Genomic DNA, 17,623 nt, shown 5'->3' with positions numbered 1-17,623 from the left:
TGTGGCCGTTTTGCCAGGGCAGGACCCGCTAGCCCTGGACAACGGCGGGACGCGCATTTCCGCCGGGACGCAACCGCTGGTTCGCGCGGCGCTTTGCGAGCGTCAATGCGAACCCGATAGTGAGCGCGGTGGCTGGGGCGGTGAGTGCGGCTCCGTAGAACGCTTCGAATGCGGTGAACGGTAGTGAGTACACGAGCCATAGCGTGAGGAACACTGGCGGCGCCATTGTGAGTGCACGGCGGTGGATTCTCCAGTCGGCGACGGCGCGCTGATCGGTACCGCGTCCGGCGATGCTTTCGGCGAGTATGAACACCCCGAGGAACACCGCAAAGCTCACCATGAGAGTAACGGTCAAGATGGTGACGTCGCCGATCCATCGTTGGTGTAGGGCTGCGATTGCACCCACACCGAGTGCGCCCGCTGTCCAGGTGACGACATCGACACGGCCTATGGCTGGTATTGAGGCTTGTCCTGGTGTGCTGAAATGCCGGGACGCCAGGATCGCGCCAGACACTACGGCGAATCCGAGCACGATTGCGCCCATCGTGTTGGTGAGTTCCTGCGAATAGGTGGGATCCATTGTTCCGTAGATGAGGTATTGAACACGCAGCAGTGGCGCGGTGAGCAGAAGCGCGAAAGAGTAGGCCATCAGGCTTTGGTGGATCCAGAGTTTTCGCGACCTAATCGCTACTACGGCGGCGATGGTGGCGACAAGCGTGCCGATTGCGAGGAACCACAATTGCAGGTGGAAGGCGGGGCCGTCGAAGGAGCCGTCGGGGCCAACGCGCACGAGATAGATCATCGCTGTGATCATGCTGACCACCACGAGGCCGACGAATATTCGCCCGGTGACCCGATGCAGGGCGAGATGGCGGGCGCGGAGTCGATTGCTGAACTGTGCGATGGCCAGAAGGATCGCAAGACCCCCGGCCATGGTGTGGATAAGCAGCGCGATGCGGTTTTCGGTATAGACATGGGCTTGCTCAAGCTCTACAGAGCCGGGCCCGGTTGCGTGGGTCTCGCTGACGATCTGCGAGAACGCGCTAATCCACAGTTGGGGGCTGCTGATTCCGAAAAACGACCACATGTACTCGATCGCCATCGGTGCGTAGACGAAGCAGATGACTGCGAGTGCGAGCCATGATGCTTTGCCTGTGAAGTTACTTTTGCTGCCATTACTAGCCATAACACTTGTTATAGCAGCCGTGATGCGAGAATGGAAGGTATGGCAGAAATAGGCGATAGCAGTCACATGCGCCAGAAGCTCCTCGACAGTGCCGCCCGACTACTCGCCGAGGAGGGCCCCGCCGCATTGACCACCAGGCGCGTCGCCGCGGAAGCGGGCACGTCAACAATGGCTGTCTACACCCACTTTGGGTCACTTCCGGCACTTGTTGAAGCAGTTGTCGAGGAAGCCTTTGCGCGACTCGCCGAGGCCATGGACCGCGTTGGGCGCACGAACGATCCCGTGGCTGACATCGCCGGGTTCACCCGCGCGTACCTTGCCAATGCGCGGTCCAACGGCAACCTGTACGCCATCATGTTCGGCACGGCGTCGCTTGGCTCCTATCGAAGGCGCGACCCCGATGACCTTCGGATCGGCCGGGCAGAAACATTCAGTCTTGTCGTCGAAGCTGTTCAGCGCGCGCTCGACGAGGGCAGATTCCGGCCCGCGAGCGCGGTGCGAGTAGCGACCCAGTGGTGGTCGGCGATCCACGGCTACACAATGCTCGAACTCGGTGGGTACATCAGCAGGACGGGCGGTGTGACGAAGGTGCTCAGCCCCCTGCTCGAGAACCTCTTCGTAGGACTTGGCGATGACTCAATAGCAGCTCTGAAGTCCATTGCGACACTTGAGGTGGACGCTCTCGAGCAGCCCCCAGGGGAAGGGTGACGGCACAGTCACGTGACGGCGGCGTCATGTAGCAAGGGGTGATGTCTGCCGCATTCAAATTCACGTTGAGTGCTGGTGCTCAACGGAGGTCCGGCTAATTCTGGTTATGTAATACCGGCAAGCTGGATTGCCGGTATGGCAAAATGTTGACGTGGACGAGACCGTTGAAAGCACCCTTACCGCTGTTGCTGGACGCCTCCGCGCGGCGCGCACCCAGCGTGAACTGACGCTTTCTGATGTTTCCGCACAAACCGGAATCTCCACCAGTACTCTTTCGCGCCTCGAGTCCGGTCAGCGCAAACCAACACTCGAGTTGCTTTTGCCGCTTTCTCGCACCTATTCGATCCCGCTCGACGACCTCGTCGGCGCACCGGCAACGGGTGACCCACGTGTGCATATCCGGCCACTGCGCCGAGACGGGCGGACCATTCTCCCGTTGAGCCACGGCTCGTCCGGTCTGCACGCGTTTAAGCACATCCTTCCGGGTGTCACGACTCATCCTGGTGCTGCGCCCGCGCCGCGTCTGCGCGTCCATCCCGGCCACGAATGGTTCTACGTTCTTCGGGGGCAACTGCGCCTGCTGCTCGGCGACCAGGAATACATCCTTGGCCCCGGGGAGGCCGCCGAGTTCGACACCCGAACACCTCACTGGTTCGGTAGCGCCACCCCTGATGGTGTTGAGTTTCTCGGAATCTTCGGGCCGGCCGGGCAACGCATGCACATCACCCCGCTCGACGAATAGAAGTCCCGGTTGTGTGCACGTTCTAGCACTTTTGGACCGGCTTAAGTGCTAGAACGTGCACACGACGGCAATGGCCTCCGGTCGTGCGTTTCCTTGGTGTCCCCGTCAGGTTGCTGGGGTCCTCTGTTGGCGTTGCAGCCGCGCGGGAATAGTTGTAGATTCAACTATGTTGAGATGAATGCAAACGCATGAATCGAAGGGTTGGGAGCAACTAATGCAGTTCGGAGTCTTCTCGGTCAGTGACATCACCCGCGACCCCGTGTCCGGCACAACACCGAGCGAAGCGGAACGGATCGACGCGGTCGTCAAGATCGCCCAAAAAACCGAAGAAGTCGGCCTCGATGTATTCGCCATCGGAGAACACCACAATCCGCCGTTCTTCTCCTCCTCACCAACCACGCTCCTCGCGCACATCGCAGCCCTCACCGAGCGGTTGATCGTCACCACCTCCACCACGCTGATCACCACCAACGACCCAGTAAAGATCGCCGAAGACTACGCCATGCTCCAACACCTCTCCGGTGGCCGCATGGACTTGATGCTCGGACGCGGCAACACCGGACCCGTATACCCATGGTTCGGCCAGGACATCCGCAAAGGCCTCGAACTCGCACTGGAGAACTACAACCTCCTGCACAGGTTGTGGCGCGAAGACATCATCGACTGGGAAGGCAACTTCCGTGCACCACTACAAGGATTCACGTCGACGCCCCGACCACTTGACGATGTACCGCCATTCGTGTGGCACGGCTCCATCCGCACACCCGAAATCGCCGAACAAGCCGCGTACTACGGCAACGGGTTCTTCGCCAACCACATCTTCTGGCCCTCCGAGCACTCACTGCGCCTGATCAACTTCTACCGCCAGCGGTTCGAACACTACGGCCACGGCACCCAGAAGCAGGCCATCGTCGGACTTGGCGGACAGGCCTACATCGCCAAAAATTCGCAAGACGCCTACAACGAGTTCCGGCCATACTTCAACGAAGCCCCCGTCTACGGCAACGGGCCCAAAATGGAGGACTTCGCCGAGATGACACCACTGTCGGTGGGCAGCCCGCAGGAAGTCATCGACAAAACCTTGACCTTCCACGACACCTTCGGTGACTACCAACGACAACTGTGGCTGATCGATCACGCCGGCCTTCCACTGAAGACCGTGCTGAACCAACTCGATCTGCTCGGCGAAGAAGTAGTACCAGTTCTTCGCAAGGAACTCGAAGCACGTCGGGACCCGCAGTCCGCGCTAGCCCCCACGCATCAGGAACTAGTGCAGAAGAAGTACGGCGACGGACCCGCGCGGCAACCGCGCCCGAACGCCAACCGCGGCGACAACCTGACCGGAACCTCGCCGTATCAGGACAGCAAGCGGGCCTGAGCAATGTCGAACCGCAGCCGACTCGCGAACGAAGCATGGGAGTCACTCCTCACCGCCCACGCCACATTGGTGAAGCGTTTCGCCGCCGATGATGTGTGGCGCGGTGTGAGCATGCGCGAGTACGACGTGCTGTATGCGCTGGCCAAATGTCGGGAGCCACTGAGGCTGGCTGAACTCAACGACTACGTCGTCCTCAGCCAGCCCGCGCTCTCGCGACTGGTGGACCGCCTCGTCGAACGGGGCTTGGTGGATCGGACCCGCGACCCCCGCGACGGCAGAGGCGTGCGACTGTCGCTGACCGACGCTGGCCGGGATGAGCAGCGATGGGTCGGTGGCCGACACGCGGTCAGCGTCGCGCGAGCGCTTACCGCAGAACTGACTGATGACGAACTGCGCACGCTGAAAGAGATTGGCGCAAAACTAGCAGCAAGGACGAGAAATGACTGAGCACAAACCTTTTGAGATTGTTGTCGTCAGCGGCGGCACAAGCGATCCGTCGTCCACGCGACTGCTAGCTGACCGGGTCGCAGGACGGGCTGAGGCGCTGGCTACACAGCGTGGGCGCAACGTGCACGTCACCGTGATTGATCTCCGCGAACTGGCGACCGAAATCACCACTGCGTTGGTGTCGCAACTTAACGGCCCGAAGATGAACAAAGCGATCGCCGCCCTCGGCACTGCGGACGGGATCATCGCGGCTACACCCGTCTACAAAGCGGGACCGAGCGGGCTGTTCACCTCGTTCTTCCACGTCCTCGACAACGACCTGCTTATCGCCAAACCCGTCGTGCTCGCCGCCACGGCCGGCACAGCTCGTCACGCGCTAGTCATCGACGACCAAATGCGGTCGCTGTTTGCCTTCCTCCGCACGATGACGGTGCCAACGTCGCTGTTTGCCGCTTCCGAGGATTGGAGCGACAACGACCTCGCCAAACGCATCGACCGGGCGGCGCGTGAACTGGTCCTGCTGATGGAATCAGGGTTCGCCGAGAAAGTCCGCGAAGAATCCTGGGGCAACTACCAACACCAGTTCGGTAGCGCCGGGGGAGCGGAAACCAGCATCGACCTCAACACCGATTTGATGCGTATCGCTACCGGCGGGGCCCTTCCCAAGCGCTGATCCTGGGGTCGCTGCTGACTGGGCCCTCGCGAGCGGTTCCCGCTAGCGCCGACCACCGCTCGCCATGTGCAGAAAAATGCATCACCAACGTCCCGTCGGACCATGCATTTGTCTGCACATGCGCTGACAGCAGTTCGACACGCCAAAAAGCATCTTGCGCATCGGGGCTTTCATGCGGTTCGCGGCGTAACAGGGAAGCATGCACGTTGTGCGCGCGAGCGGCTCGATCACCCTGCAGTCTGCGGGAGGTGCCTTCACCCGACACGTATCGTCCCGGCGTCCCCACCTACCGGAACGTCGATGCGTTCCGCCCCGCGGGGAGAGTCCTCGACGATGGTGCACACCGACTCTCGTCCTGAGGGCAGGATCCGCACGGTGATCCGGCCTGCGATGATCTGCTCGAGCCGCACGATCACCGTCGCGTGCACCACGCTGACCAAGTCTGGATCGCGATGTTCGAGACCACCGTCATCGAGAAGCGTCACCACCACAGCAATTGATAGGACAATCCACCAGGATTTGGCCAGTGGCCACTGCTCGGTCACAGGCGGAGCGACGATGAGCAGGAACAGAACGCCTGCGCTCCCCGTGACGACGGAACATGCGATCGCGGGCGTTCATCGGTGGGGAACCGGGCAGCAGCCCAATCTAGACGTGTAGGGGCGGTCGGGCTTTCGGAATTGTCGGCACGGTTGTCGCGTCTTCTGCCTACGCTTGCAGGAAGCCCCCAGGCAAGGAGACACGCATGACGCAAACGCTCACGGTCACATCCCTTGATGAGGCCTTCATCAACCTCGCTTCCAAGGTCATTATGTCGGTGCAGTTCGAGGTGCGGGTATTAGGCAGCCTCGATGAGGAGCGGTTGCGGGGAGCGCTGCGGCAGGCTGTGGCGACACATCCGCTCGCGCGCGCTCGGCTCGCTCCGCCACGGCTAGCCTCGACCCGCGTGACGTGGGAGATTGCCGATAGTGCTGATCATTTAGCTCTTGAGGTGACCGATGAGCCGGTGGGTGTGGTGCGCGACAGGCTTCAATCGCGGGCGCCTGATCTCGCGCGGAGCCCGTTGTTTCATGTCGCTCTGGTGCGGCATCCCGGCGGCGACTACCTGATGTTCAACTTCCACCACGCTGGATTCGACGGTATGGGCGCGGTGCGTTTTCTCACCTCGGTCGCGCGCGCGTACTCGGGTGCTGAGGACATCGCAGGTGGTCCGCCCATTAAGGAGGCCCGCGACCTGCGAGCCATCGCGGGTGCTCGTTCGCTCAGTGATCTGATTCCTCGGGCGCAGAAGCTCGCGCAGGACACGCTGGACCGCAAACGCATAACCCGGGTGGCGAGCGATGGTGGCGACCCATCCAAGCCTGGCTACACCTTCGCTGCTGTCACGCTGACCGCCGAGCAGACTGCTGGGATCGTCGCCAGTAAGCCGAAGGGCGCGACGATCAACGATGTCGCCCTGGCCGCGCACGCATTGACCGTGCTGCGTTGGAACGAGGAGCACGGCGAGAAAATCGGCGATTCTGTGTCCATCATGATGCCGGTCAACATGAGGCCCGCCGAGTGGTCCACCGAGGTGATCTCCAACTACGCCAGCTTCCTCGCCATCGTCGTTCCCACCTCTGTGCCGCGCGATCTTGCCGAAGCCACGATGGTGGTGCGTGATCGCACAAAGAAGCTCAAGGAGAACGGTGCCGCGGGCTGGATCGTCGACGTGCTCGACCGGGGCAACAGGCTGCCCGTCATCCTCAAGAAGAACCTCGCCACCATGCTGCCGCTCGTGCAGCACCAGTTCGTCGAGACCACCGTCCTGTCCAACGTGGGCCGCATGAATTTACCCAGCTTCGGGGACGCGGGCGATGTCACGGAGGTGTGGTTTAGCCCGCCTTGCTTTGGTGACGTCATGAGCCCTGGTGTCGGGCTTGCTGGCGTGGGCAAGGAACTGTTCGTTACGTTCCGCGGCCTCCGGAAGTACCTCAGCACCGACGCTGTGCAGCGCTTCGCCGACCTGTATGTCGAGACCATCACCGGCGGTGGCGGCGCAAGGAGTTAGCAGTTGTGTGCACATACTCGCGGTTGTGGTGGCCGAAAACTGCTCAAATGTGAACACAACCGGGAAAGCAATGCCCCGCCGCAAATAGGATCTAGCGTGTCGGGCTAGCGAAGGATCACACTGGACATATGACCTCAAGCGCTACCGATAAGACAGGTGCGCTCGCGGATCGGGTCTTTAACGCGGTGCGCGGCGCGATGGAAACCCAGGTGATGTTTTTGGGTGCGACGCTTGGTTATTACCGGGCCTTGGCTGACAGTCCGTCGCTCACACCCGCAGAACTGGCTGACACCACAGGCACGCATCCGCGTTATGCACGTGAATGGCTTGAGCATCAGGCGGTGTGCGGGTATGTCGAAGTCGACGATCCCGCGACCCCGGAAGATCAACGCCGATACACGCTGCCTCCCGAGCATGAAGCGGTGCTCGTCGATGAGGATTCGCTCTATTTTGTGGCGCCATTTGGCCAACTCGCCGCTGCCGTTGGCAAGCACAGCGATGAGCTGTTGCATGCTTACCGCGCCGGTGGTGGAGTCAGTTGGGCGACGCTGGGCCACGATGCGAGGGAAGGCCAGGCGGCAGCGAATCGGCCACTTTTCCTCGGCCCGCTGGTGCCGGACTACCTGTCGAAGATTCCGGCTGTCGACGCGGCGTTGAGCGCGGGTGGGGCAGTGGCGGATGTGGGGTGCGGGCTGGGGTGGTCGTGTATTGGCATTGCTCGCGGATACCCGAACGCGACGGTGCATGGGTTTGATATCGACGAGCCGTCACTCGCCGCAGCGAGGCGAAACGCGGAACAATACGGTGTCTCGGATCGGGTGACATTTTTCGACCAGCTTCCCGATGCCGGGGAGTATGACCTGGTGTGTGCTTTTGAGTGCATCCACGATATGTCCGACCCTGTCAGTGTGTTGTCAGCAATGCGAAACATGGTTGCTCCCACCGGAACCGTGGTGGTGATGGATGAGCGGACGCACGAACATTTCACGGCTCCCGCCGATGAGTGGGAACAAATGTTGTACGGATTCAGCCTGCTGTGCTGCTTGCCTGACGGGATGTCTCACCAGCCGTCCGCCGCAACCGGCACTGTGATGCGGCCTGCCACCCTGGAGCAATATGCGAAGCAGGCTGGGTTTGCTGGGATTGAGGTACTGCCGCTGGAGAATGACTTCTTCCGGTTCTACATTTTGCGCACTCCTAACCCTCTGCATCCCGTGGCAGGATGAATGGGTGCCCAAGCAAACGGATGCCGAGCAGCGCTTGCGTGATTTAACGCTGCTGCGTCGTGTTCGTGACCGGATCGACCGCGAGCACGCCCAGCCGCTTAATGTCGAGGCGCTTGCCCGCGACGTGCATATGTCGGCCGGGCACCTGAGTCGGCAGTTTCGGCTCGCGTATGGTGAGCCGCCGTATTCCTACTTGATGACGCGGCGTATTGAACGCGCCATGGCACTGCTCCGCAAGGGTGATCTGACCGTGACTGAGGTGTGTTTCGCGGTCGGGTGCCAGTCACTGGGAACCTTCAGCACGCGATTCACAGAACTGGTCGGTGTGCCGCCCAGCGTGTACCAGAGTCAGTATGCAAACGAGACCGTCGGCATTCCTACGTGTGTGGCGAAGAACGTCAGCAGACCGATCAGGAATCAAGAAGCGTGGCCGCCTCGGCAAACTTAAAGTGAAGCCATGGACATCACAATTAATTCAAGTTTCTTGCCGCATACCGATCCTGAAGCCTCACTTGCGTTCTACCGCGACGCGCTTGGTTTCGAGGTTCGCAAAGATGTTGGGTACAACGGGCTGCGCTGGATCACCCTGGGTCCAGTCGATCGACCCGACATGAACATCGTTCTGACCCCACCTGCTGCGGACCCGGGCATCACAGAGGATGAGCGAAATACCATCGCCGAAATGATGGCCAAGGGAACATACGCTGCCATCATGTTGGCCACCACCGATGTTGATGGGGTCTTTGACAAGGTTCAGGAAACCGGTGCTGAGGTTATGCAGGAGCCGACGGATCAACCGTGGGGTTCCCGCGATTGTGCTTTTCGGGACCCGGCTGGCAATACCGTTCGTATTCAGCAAATCAGTTGAAGATTGCCAGTAGCATCACGAAAAAAGGGGGAAACATGGTGAGCAACGACCTACACCCGGCGGACAGTCACGAGATGATTCGTGTGCATGGGGCGCGCGAAAACAATCTCAAGGATGTCAGCATTGAGATCCCGAAGCGTCGGCTGACTGTGTTCACTGGGGTGTCCGGGTCGGGCAAGAGCTCACTGGTGTTCAGTACCATCGCCGCGGAGTCGCAGCGGATGATCAACGAAACCTACAGCACTTTCGTGCAAGGTTTCATGCCCACGCTCGGCAGGCCAGATGTTGATGTGCTCGACGGGCTGACTACCGCGATCATTGTCGATCAGGAGCGAATGGGTGCGAATCCCCGTTCGACTGTCGGTACTGTGACTGACGCGAATGCCATGCTGCGCATCCTTTTTAGCAGGCTCGGTGAACCACATATCGGGTCTGCTCAGGCGTTTTCGTTCAACGTGGCGTCGATCAGTGGCGCGGGTGCTGTCACCCTCGAGAAGGGCGACCAAAAAATTAAGGAACGCCGCACCTTCAGCATTACCGGGGGGATGTGCCCGAGGTGTGAGGGCCGAGGCAAGGTTACAGACTTCGACCTCACTGCACTGTACGACGCGAGCAAGTCGTTGAGTGAGGGTGCGCTGACGATCCCGAACTACAGCGTGGACGGTTGGTACGGAAGGATTTTCCGCGGCAGCGGGTTTTTCGACCCGGACAAGCCGATCAGCAAATTCACGAAGAAGGAACTCGACGCCCTGCTGTACAAGGAACCCACCAGGATCAAGGTCGACGGGGTTAACGTCACGTTCGAGGGGTTGATTCCGCGGATTCAGAAGTCGTTCCTCGCCAAAGACCGGGAGGCGATGCAGCCGCATATCCGGGCCTTCGTGGACCGGGCGATCACGTTCACCACCTGCCCAGACTGCAACGGCACGCGACTTAGCGAATTGGCACGATCCTCGAAGATCGACGGGGTGAGCATCGCCGACGCATGCTCGATGCAGATTACCGAGCTCGCAGAGTGGGTCAGTGGCCTCAACGAACCATCTGTGGCGCCCTTGCTGAAGTCACTGCGCCACACCCTGGACTCGTTTGTCGAGATCGGGCTCGGCTACCTCTCACTGGATCGTCCGTCCGGCACACTCTCAGGCGGTGAAGCTCAGCGCGTCAAGATGATCCGACATCTTGGTTCCTCGCTTACTGACGTCACTTATGTTTTTGACGAACCAACGATCGGCTTGCACCCGCACGACATCGCCCGGATGAACAATCTTCTGCTGCAGTTGCGGGACAAGGGCAACACCGTCCTCGTTGTGGAGCACAAGCCCGAAGCGATTGCCATCGCGGATCATGTGGTGGACCTCGGTCCCGGCGCTGGTAGTGGCGGTGGGGAAGTCGTGTTCGAAGGCACCGTGGATGGGTTGCGTTCCAGCAGCTCGCTGACTGGGCGTCACCTGGGATACCGGGCGTCCCTGAAGCCTGACGTCCGGAAACCCGCTAGGGCGATGAAGATTCGGGGTGCGAACACTCACAATCTGAAGGACGTGGACGTAGACATCCCACGCGGTGTACTGGTGGTTGTCACAGGAGTGGCAGGCTCCGGCAAGAGTTCACTCATTCATGGTTCCGTACCCACCGACGAGGGCGTCATCTCTGTCGATCAGACCGCGATCAAGGGTTCGCGGCGCAGCAACCCCGCCACTTACACCGGACTGCTTGAGCCGATTCGCAAAGCATTCGCCAAAGCCAATGCCGTGAAGCCAGCGTTGTTCAGCGCAAACTCTGAAGGTGCCTGCCCGGCCTGTAATGGTGCTGGCGTTATCTACACAGATCTGGCGATGATGGCCGGAGTGTCCACCACCTGTGAGGAATGTGAGGGGAAAAGGTTCCAGGCTGCGGTATTGGAATACAAGCTCGGGGGGCGAAACATCAGCGAAGTGCTTTCGATGTCCGTCGCCGAGGGTGAGGAGTTCTTCAGTGCTGGGGAGGCTCGAACACCAGCCGCGCACCGCATCCTCGAACGGATGGACCAGGTGGGGCTCGGGTATTTGACACTCGGCCAACCACTCACGACGCTCTCCGGCGGTGAACGACAGAGGCTGAAACTCGCTACCCACATGGGCGACAAGGGCGGTATTTATGTTCTTGACGAGCCGACAACGGGTCTGCACCTCGCAGACGTCGAGCAACTCTTAGGACTGCTCGACCACCTCGTCGACTCCGGCAAGTCCGTGATTGTCATTGAGCATCATTTGGCGGTGATGGCCCACGCGGACTGGATCATCGATCTCGGTCCGGGCGCCGGGTATGACGGCGGCCGCATCGTGTTCGAGGGAACGCCGTCAGACCTGGTTGCTGGGCGTTCAGGTCTGACGGCGAAGCACCTCGCGGATTACGTCGGCGCGTGATGGTTTACCTGGGGAGGTACCGCTGGACGGAGCGCGGTGCCCGGTGGCGAGTCGCCCACGCCACGACAGCTAACAGAAGCGCGCATGCAAGCGGTACCACGGCGAAGTAGGCATGTGCCTCGTCCGCGAGATGCACGAAGATTGCGCCGACCATGATGGCTGCGAGTCCCAGCGCGGCGAGGGCGGCGAGAACAGGTATCAGCAGACCGATACCACCGGCGAGTTCCAAGGCGCCGATGAAGTACCGGAACCACTGTCCCCATCCGAGTTCTTCGAACCCTTCAACTTGCTCTGGGTCGCCGATGAGTTTCACGACGCCGGAGAAGATGAATAGAGCGGCGAGCAGGATCTGCAGTACCCATCTGGCGCCTGTGCGGACTGGGTGCGTGCTGGAGTGTGTTTCAGGTGCGAGAGTTTGCTGGCTCATGATGTTGTTCCTTTTCGGGTTGATTGATCACCTCCGACGCTAAAACCTGAACTAAAGTTGAGGTCAATGAAGAGTGATGGAGGTCACACAGCGATGAACGAAGCCGGGAGAAAACCCCAGGACGAGCAGTGGAAACACAAGGAACTCACCGTCGGCGAGATTTCCCAACGCAGCGGTGTCGCCGTGTCTGCGCTGCACTTCTACGAACGAAAAGGACTCATCACCAGCAGGCGCACCAGCGGCAACCAGCGCAGGTACCGGCGTGACACCATCCGGCGGGTAGCGCTGATACAAGTAGCGCAACGCGTCGGAATACCACTGACAGACGTCAAAGAAGCCTTGTCGCACCTGCCCGATGGGCGCACACCCACCCGCGAAGACTGGGCCTACCTGTCGGCCTGCTGGCAACAGCAACTCGACGACCGCATCCGGCTCCTGCAACAACTACGAGACTCCTTCACCGACTGCATCGGATGCGGGTGCCTCTCACTCGACCGGTGTCAGCTCGCCAACCCAGAGGACAAACTGTCGCGGTTTGGCCCAGGCCCACGTCGATTCGCAGCTACCAACGATTCTTAGCTGGCGATTTCACCTTGCGGTTGACGTAGCGTCAACTTATACGGTTCTTTATGTGCCCGGAAAAGTTTGGGAACTGCACGGAAGGACACACGATGGACTGGTCTATCCACGAGGTTGCGCGGCTCTGCGGAGTCACCACGCGAACATTGCGGCACTACGACCACATTGGGCTACTCACACCCAGTCGCACAGGGGTCGGAGGCACGCGCTTCTACGACGAGCAAGCACTCAGGGTCCTCCAGCGCATAGTCATGCTCCGTGCGCTGGGACTCGGGTTGTCTTCCATCGCCGACGTCCTCGCTGGGCAAAAAGACGATGTGGCCGCACTGCGTCACCACCTGGTGTGGCTCGAGGCGGAGCAAGACCGGCTCGCGCGGCAGGTACGCGCAGTGCGGCGCACGATTCATGCACAAGAAAGAGGCGAAAGCATCATGGCTGACACAATGTTCGACGGTTTTGACCACACACAGTACAAGGATGAAGTGGAGCAGCGTTGGGGCACAAAAGCCTACGCAGACGGCGACCGTTGGTGGCGCAGTCTAAGCAAGCAAGACAAAGCTGACTTCATGGCGGAAGTCGCCAGTCTTAATCAGGACTGGCAAGACGCCCACGCGGACAAGTGCGCCCCGGACGGCGAGAGGGCTCAAGCTTTGGCTGAACGCCACTACCGCTGGCTCACCAGCGCCTACCAAGGCAAAGCGCCCGTTCGGCAACATCTTCTGTCGCTGGCTGAGATGTACGTGGCGGATTCGCGGTTCGCAGCGAACTACGAGGCGACACCTGGTGATGGTGGGGCGGTCTTCGTCCGCGATGCCCTCATAATCTGGGCGGATGAGCACCTGCCTGATGGTGTTGATGGGTGCGACGTGAGGGGCTCAAAGAAGTAGATTCGCCTATATTCATTGTTGGAAAACTTTAATTGAGTTCATTAAACATTGTGATTCATATAACAATCGTGGCGCATATTGAAGCAATCTCGATGTGCACAACAGATTAGTGGTGTGAGCATCGGGCAAACCAAACGGTGTACAGGTGTGCACCGACTAGGACCCCCTAATTCTAGGGGCACGAATGGCGAATTGAAAAGGCCTAGCCAAGCTTGGGTGAATCATTCGCATAGATGCGTAACATATCGTGGAATCTAGTTTGCTAGTGGCTATTACTGCGGGTGTACTGCGGAATCGTCACGCTGATCCGATCAGATTGGCGCTGACTACTGGGGGTGTTTGGGCGGTAAGTCCAGAATGTCGGGCGTCTACATTATGGTAATTCCCTAACGAAAGCAACTCGCTTCTCGCTATTAACAAATCGTTCCAGGTACAACTGTAACGCCCGGATTAAATGGATCGATATGCCCAATTGAAACATTGCTTACGCGTGCGACGATGCTTTGTCTGCCTAATCGCATTGCCTGGACGGGGAGAGACCAATAATGACGATTACCGTCGACCGAGCGCTACTCGCGCATGACTCTGATGTCGATCAGATCAAGCGCGCAGATCCGGTTCTCATAGTTGAGAAACCTCGGTCGACTGAGGGAATCGTAAAATTAGTCGAAAGAATCGACCGGGCCCTCGTTCCGGCCGGGGCGCATCCGTGCAACCTGTCCTTTGGAATTTCAGCTGGCCGCGTGGCGGTAAAGGGCGCGACGGTCTCGGTTGTGCGTGATGCCGACGGGGACATCACTATCACCTATCTCAACTCTTACGCGGAATCAGCACCCAAAGTAATCGTCTACGGCGAGAAGAAATAATCGATCATGAGACGCAAATCCTTCATCGGCTGGTCGCCTTCACATTCTTGGTTGGTTGCTGCTGTGGTAACCGTTGCTCTGACAGGGTATTTGGCAGGATTGGAGCTTAGTGTTGCACGGACATCGCTCGTAGCGGTCATCGCTGTCACCCTCGTTTTGGCCGTCGTCGTGGACGAGTTCCTGGGTCTCATTGCGGGGCTCGCAGCAGCCGCTTCGGTCGTTGTAATCAAAGAGACAGTAGGACACGCCGATTTTGCGCACACAGCAGGCCTTGCCCTCGGCGCATTTGTCTCGGTGTGGGTCGTGTCCATCGCATCGTCGAGCGTTCGGCACCACACAAGTCATCGAGGCGGCAACCGATCAGTTGAGAATGAATACGATCCTGGTTTTGGGCTTTTGGCGCCAAACGAGGCGCCCAAACGAATTGCTGACGAATTTGAGCGTGCCCAGCGACACCGCCGTCCGCTGGCGGTTCTCGTGTTGGCAGTTGCACGTTTGCGGGAAGTCAATGCAGCCGACGAAGCGCAGTTCGTGCGTGCAGAGCGGGAATTGGCGCGCATGCTGTCGAACATCGCTGAGACCACCGACATTCCTTTTAGATTTAGCGATGAAGAATTCGGAGCCCTGCTGATCGAGACCGAATCAGCCGATGCACAGATACAAGGGGCTCGGCTCGCGGATTCGCTCATCCACGCAACAGTGACGCTCTCAGAAGCCCGCGAACGCAGGTCGGTCTCCGACTTTCTAAGCGTGGGAGTGGGATTGAGTACGATGAACGACGCATCCACCGCCGCTGAGTTCGTAGAAAGTGCCCGAATCGCGGCACGAACTGCGCTAGCCACGGGAGCTAGCCGATGATTAGGGCGATCGAAAGCGTCGCGCTTCTGACAGTGATGGCGACGCTCTTACTGGGGTATTGGCACTTCACAGTGACCCGGCACGGCAAGCGCCTTGAGAACTTGAACCTCATCGTTCATGTGAACGGGATCCGGGGAAAGTCATCAGTTACACGTCTTGTCGCTGGTGTGCTCCGCGAGTCAGGTATCACCACAGTGGCAAAGACCACTGGCAGCGCCGCCAAAACCATCTTTCGGGACGGTTCTGAAGCGCCAATTCACCGATACGGCGCAGCCACAATCAACGAGCAAATCGAGTTTGTGTCGCAAGTTGTCACGCCTGACATTGACGCGATGGTGATCGAGTGCATGGCTGTTCGACCCCTTTATCAAAAGTACTCGCAGGACATGATCGTGAAGTCCAACATCTCAATAATCACGAATGTTCGCGAGGATCATCAAGAAGAAATGGGCGAAACGCTCGAGGAAATCGCCGATTCACTGGCAAACACAGTGCCGCTCAATGGGTATCTGATCACGGCAGAGGACCGACCCCACCTGCGCAACCGTCTCGCCGCTGCCGCAAAGCGCCGAAACACCGAGCTCATCTATGCCGATTCGTCGCAGGTGGACGACCGCGATATGGAGGGCTTCGACTACATCCAGCACCGCGAAAACGTGGCTATCGGGTTAGAGATCGCGAAACTCGCAGGGATTCCCCGTCATGTCGCCATCCGAGGCATGTGGAACAGTGCGCCCGACATCGGTGTGATCCGGCTGCGGGAGTACGAGATCCGCGACAAGACAGTGCTATGGGTGCCAATGTTTGCAGCCAATGACCGGGAAAGTGTCATCGCAAACATGAAGTTGTTGAAGGGCCGCATTCCTGCGAAGGCCTCGACGATCGCCCTGCTGAATAACCGCAACGACCGAGGGCGCCGCGCTGAACTATTCGCCCACATGGTGCCAAACGACCTTTCGGACTACCTCGATACTGTCATTACTCTCGGAGCCTATGAAAAGTCGGTGACCGCAACGATGGTGCGCGAGGGGTTCAGCGCGGACCGCATCCGCAACCTTGGCGAATCATCGAACGCAACGATCGAAAACCTCCTCGATACCGTTGCTCAATCCATCGACGGTGATTTCGGCGTGCTCGTCGGTATGGTCAACATCCACACAGATCAAGCCGAGCAATTGATGGAACACTTCGCACATCTTGATGCGGAACTAGGAAGCCACGATGCCGACCTCGACCTAGCGGTCCAGCGTCGATTCGCGATGGCAGACATCTTGGGCTCGCTCAAGATACGTCGTCGTGGAGGTGGCGATCAGTGATTAGCTACGCATTCGCCCCCGAAATCGTACGGGTAGCAGTAGTTCTGGGCGTGATTCTTAGTGTGCTGATGTACGAACGCACCCACCTCACAACAGGTGGCGCCATCGTCCCTGGGTACCTCGCGATCAGCATGTTCACCCCACTCTCTGTGATGATGACTCTCGTCGGCGGAATCCTGACGTACTTCGTCGTCACGATTCTGATCGCAAAACGATTCATCCTGTACGGTCGCAGAAAATTTGAAATCGAAGTGCTAGTGGGCCTCGCTTTTGGCGCCCTTTTTACCACCTTCGCGTCCGTCTTCGGTGATGTCGATCCATGGCTCGCTACCCTCGGAGGGATTGGTTTCCTGCTCCCGGGAATTGTGGCCCATGACATCGCACGGCAGGGTGTTCGGAAAACGCTGATCGCTGTCACCATCGTGAGCGTCGCGCTGGCTTTATTCCTTGTTGCTTTCAACTCGGTGTTGTCTTTGTCGCCGGGCGATGACCTCAGCCTTGTGAGGGAGATTGGCTCCGTCACCGGATTTCCCCGCGAATTGCTCTTTGGCGCGGTTGCCGTAAGTGTCCTAATTGGCATGGCGGTGTACGGAAAACTCGGCGTACGCTCAGGCGGGTTTATTACGGGCGCCTACGTAGCCCTGATTAGCCCGCGTTGGGCCGATCTTGCATTCACAGTTGCGGTCGCCCTGATCACCTGGCTGATCGTGACGAAAGTACTAATGCCGCGGTTACTGATCTTTGGCCGCCGAAAATTGGCCTCGATGCTTCTTGTCGCTGCGCTTGTCGGGTGGACAGTGGAGATTTTCCTGATTGTCCTCACAAACGCCGAGTACATCCCGTGGCGAGGAATGACGGTGGCAACCCTGATGGTGCCCGCTTTGGTGGCGAATGATGCTGAACGACAAGGTTGGCGCAAGACAGCTGTTGGCACATCGATCACGGCAGCTTCGACGGTGCTAGTAATGGCGGCGGTCGGGGCTGGACTTGGCTACGCAGGACTGATGTGA

The 17,623-nt window shown here is 59.3% G+C and carries 19 protein-coding genes; 16 read left to right on the top strand and 3 right to left on the bottom strand.

Features of this window, described 5'->3' with window-relative positions; all coding sequences use genetic code 11:
- Positions 1-28: 28 nt before the first annotated feature.
- On the bottom strand, positions 29-1,186 hold the full coding sequence (locus tag IEW73_RS02975) for a DUF2306 domain-containing protein (protein ID WP_188670531.1): 1,158 nt from the start codon (positions 1,184-1,186) through the stop codon (positions 29-31).
- 39 nt (positions 1,187-1,225) lie between these two features.
- On the opposite strand from IEW73_RS02975, the gene IEW73_RS02970 reads away from it, so the two are divergent.
- The 5 genes from IEW73_RS02970 to IEW73_RS02950 all read left to right on the top strand — a co-directional run bounded on the left by IEW73_RS02970 (position 1,226) and on the right by IEW73_RS02950 (position 5,134).
- A complete protein-coding gene (locus tag IEW73_RS02970; protein WP_188670529.1) occupies positions 1,226-1,894 on the top strand; it encodes a TetR/AcrR family transcriptional regulator in 669 nt (222 codons plus the stop codon).
- A gap of 151 nt (positions 1,895-2,045) precedes the next feature.
- Positions 2,046-2,636, top strand: coding sequence for a helix-turn-helix transcriptional regulator (locus tag IEW73_RS02965; RefSeq protein WP_188670527.1), 591 nt, complete (start codon positions 2,046-2,048; stop codon positions 2,634-2,636).
- 214 nt (positions 2,637-2,850) lie between these two features.
- Entirely contained in the window at positions 2,851-4,014 is a 1,164-nt protein-coding gene (locus IEW73_RS02960; protein ID WP_188670525.1) for an LLM class flavin-dependent oxidoreductase, read from the top strand.
- A gap of 3 nt (positions 4,015-4,017) precedes the next feature.
- The gene (locus IEW73_RS02955) at positions 4,018-4,461 is read left to right on the top strand and encodes a MarR family winged helix-turn-helix transcriptional regulator (RefSeq protein ID WP_188670523.1); all 444 of its coding nucleotides are present in this window, start codon (positions 4,018-4,020) and stop codon (positions 4,459-4,461) included.
- Entirely contained in the window at positions 4,454-5,134 is a 681-nt protein-coding gene (locus tag IEW73_RS02950) for a CE1759 family FMN reductase (RefSeq protein ID WP_188670521.1), read from the top strand. The genes IEW73_RS02955 and IEW73_RS02950 overlap by 8 nt, the downstream gene beginning before the upstream one ends.
- 254 nt (positions 5,135-5,388) lie before the next feature.
- Here IEW73_RS02950 and IEW73_RS02945 read toward each other — a convergent pair whose 3' ends face one another.
- Positions 5,389-5,679 (bottom strand): hypothetical protein, encoded by a 291-nt coding sequence (locus IEW73_RS02945; RefSeq protein WP_188670519.1) that lies wholly within the window; start codon positions 5,677-5,679, stop codon positions 5,389-5,391.
- A gap of 200 nt (positions 5,680-5,879) precedes the next feature.
- Between IEW73_RS02945 and IEW73_RS02940 the strand changes: the two genes are divergently transcribed.
- The 5 genes from IEW73_RS02940 to IEW73_RS02920 all read left to right on the top strand — a co-directional run bounded on the left by IEW73_RS02940 (position 5,880) and on the right by IEW73_RS02920 (position 11,680).
- Positions 5,880-7,184 (top strand): condensation domain-containing protein, encoded by a 1,305-nt coding sequence (locus IEW73_RS02940; RefSeq protein ID WP_188670517.1) that lies wholly within the window; start codon positions 5,880-5,882, stop codon positions 7,182-7,184.
- Positions 7,185-7,312: 128 nt separating this feature from the next.
- Positions 7,313-8,410 (top strand): class I SAM-dependent methyltransferase, encoded by a 1,098-nt coding sequence (locus IEW73_RS02935; protein WP_188670515.1) that lies wholly within the window; start codon positions 7,313-7,315, stop codon positions 8,408-8,410.
- Positions 8,411-8,414: 4 nt separating this feature from the next.
- Positions 8,415-8,858 (top strand): helix-turn-helix transcriptional regulator, encoded by a 444-nt coding sequence (locus tag IEW73_RS02930; protein WP_229675695.1) that lies wholly within the window; start codon positions 8,415-8,417, stop codon positions 8,856-8,858.
- 9 nt (positions 8,859-8,867) lie between these two features.
- Positions 8,868-9,278 carry a VOC family protein gene (locus IEW73_RS02925; RefSeq protein ID WP_188670511.1) on the top strand — a complete coding sequence of 137 codons (411 nt, stop codon included), beginning with the start codon at positions 8,868-8,870 and terminating at the stop codon, positions 9,276-9,278.
- Positions 9,279-9,313: 35 nt separating this feature from the next.
- Positions 9,314-11,680, top strand: a complete 2,367-nt coding sequence (locus IEW73_RS02920) for an ATP-binding cassette domain-containing protein (RefSeq protein ID WP_188670509.1) — start codon at positions 9,314-9,316, stop codon at positions 11,678-11,680.
- A gap of 4 nt (positions 11,681-11,684) precedes the next feature.
- On the opposite strand, the gene IEW73_RS02915 is transcribed toward IEW73_RS02920, so the two are convergent.
- A complete protein-coding gene (locus IEW73_RS02915; protein ID WP_188670507.1) occupies positions 11,685-12,107 on the bottom strand; it encodes a DoxX family protein in 423 nt (140 codons plus the stop codon).
- A 93-nt stretch (positions 12,108-12,200) separates the two neighbouring features.
- On the opposite strand from IEW73_RS02915, the gene soxR reads away from it, so the two are divergent.
- The 6 genes from soxR to pgsC all read left to right on the top strand — a co-directional run bounded on the left by soxR (position 12,201) and on the right by pgsC (position 17,623).
- Positions 12,201-12,686, top strand: coding sequence for a redox-sensitive transcriptional activator SoxR (gene soxR / locus IEW73_RS02910; RefSeq protein ID WP_188672790.1), 486 nt, complete (start codon positions 12,201-12,203; stop codon positions 12,684-12,686).
- Positions 12,687-12,778: 92 nt separating this feature from the next.
- A complete protein-coding gene (locus IEW73_RS02905) occupies positions 12,779-13,573 on the top strand; it encodes a MerR family transcriptional regulator (protein ID WP_188670505.1) in 795 nt (264 codons plus the stop codon).
- A gap of 545 nt (positions 13,574-14,118) precedes the next feature.
- Positions 14,119-14,439, top strand: a complete 321-nt coding sequence (locus IEW73_RS02900; RefSeq protein ID WP_188670503.1) for a hypothetical protein — start codon at positions 14,119-14,121, stop codon at positions 14,437-14,439.
- Positions 14,440-14,445: 6 nt separating this feature from the next.
- Positions 14,446-15,297 (top strand): diguanylate cyclase domain-containing protein, encoded by an 852-nt coding sequence (locus IEW73_RS02895; protein WP_188670501.1) that lies wholly within the window; start codon positions 14,446-14,448, stop codon positions 15,295-15,297.
- On the top strand, positions 15,294-16,613 hold the full coding sequence (gene pgsB / locus IEW73_RS02890; RefSeq protein ID WP_188670499.1) for a poly-gamma-glutamate synthase PgsB: 1,320 nt from the start codon (positions 15,294-15,296) through the stop codon (positions 16,611-16,613). The genes IEW73_RS02895 and pgsB overlap by 4 nt, the downstream gene beginning before the upstream one ends.
- Positions 16,610-17,623, top strand: coding sequence for a poly-gamma-glutamate biosynthesis protein PgsC (pgsC, locus tag IEW73_RS02885; RefSeq protein WP_188670498.1), 1,014 nt, complete (start codon positions 16,610-16,612; stop codon positions 17,621-17,623). Before pgsB ends, pgsC begins: the two co-directional genes overlap by 4 nt.

This window comes from Hoyosella rhizosphaerae (assembly GCF_014643175.1).
GTDB lineage: Bacteria > Actinomycetota > Actinomycetes > Mycobacteriales > Mycobacteriaceae > Lolliginicoccus > Lolliginicoccus rhizosphaerae.
Note: the sequence above shows the minus strand (reverse complement) of the source record. Positions and strands in the feature narration are given on the sequence as shown.